This is a genomic window from Gilliamella sp. Nev6-6, assembly GCF_001690605.1.
Classification (GTDB): Bacteria; Pseudomonadota; Gammaproteobacteria; order Enterobacterales; family Orbaceae; genus Gilliamella; species Gilliamella apicola_C.
Map to the genome: position 1 here is coordinate 1 of NZ_LZHP01000096.1, position 1128 is coordinate 1128.

General features: G+C 35.0%; 1 protein-coding gene. It reads right to left on the minus strand.

Going from position 1 to position 1128, the window contains the following annotated elements; translation table 11 throughout:
- Positions 1–39 precede the first annotated feature (39 nt).
- A protein-coding gene (locus A9G42_RS11945) for an IS3 family transposase (RefSeq protein WP_143426164.1) occupies positions 40–1128 on the minus strand; the annotation gives its coding sequence in 2 pieces (ribosomal slippage) (positions 40–902 and positions 902–1128; 1090 coding nt annotated over the 2 pieces). This gene is flagged as partial in the annotation.

The window sequence follows — 1128 nt, forward strand, 5'->3', positions numbered from 1 at the left end:
ACTGGTATGTCCACACTTTTTAGTACCAAAAAGATAAGGTCATAGATTCATTTTATATTCAATGGGTGACTGGTAATTTAAAGACGAATGAAGCCTGTTGTAATTAAACCAATCCACATAGTGATTAAATTGCAACCTGAGTTGTTCAAGTGAATCAAAAATCGTGTTTGACACAAATTCAGTTTTCACCGCTTTAAATGTTGCTTCAGCCACAGCATTATCATAAGGGCATCCCTTATGGCTTAATGAACGCTCAATGCCAAATTCCTTTAAACATTCATTAAGGAGATGATTATCAAATTCTTTTCCTCTATCTGAATGAAATAACTCAACTGAATTTAAGTTAATAGGGATTTGGCTGATAGCATCCATAACCAGTTGAGCATTTTTATGTTTTCCAGCACTTCGTCCCACGATTTCTCGATTGCTTACATCAATAATCACACAAAGGTAATGCCATTGTTGTTTTACTCTCACATAAGTTAAATCAGTCACTAACACTTTTCGTTGTTGGCCTACGGTAAACTCACGATTAAGTTGATTACTTACTGTTGATTCGTTGCTTTGTTCTGTATTAGCACGATATTTTTTACAGGTATATTTTGATACTAATCCGTTTTCTTGCATGATTCTACCAATTCGGCGACGGGATAATAGTATGCTTTTCTCCCTAAGCTCTGCTTGTAGTCGCCTTGTTCCATAGGCTTGATAGTTATCGTTAAATATCGCTTTCACTTTTTTACTAAGCTCTTTGTCTGTTTTTTTACTGGTTAATTGTGGTTGATAATAAAATCGATTTCTTGACACTTGTAAACATCGACATAACGCACGTAAGCTATATCGATGTTGATTCTCGGTGATTAATTTGATTTTCGTTCTATTATCAACGCCGCTTGCTTTAGGATGTCATTCTCCATTAACAATCGCTTATTCTCTTTACGTAGGGTTATGAGCTCATTTTCTTGAGTACTACGATTAGCTTGAGCTGTAAACTCACCAATAGTTTGATATTGCTTTATCCACTTATCTAATGCGGATTTAGTCAGGTCGTATTCGGTGACAATATCCGCTCGTTTTTTGCCATTTTGGTATAACATTACCCTCTGTTTTTTAAATTCATTACTAAAA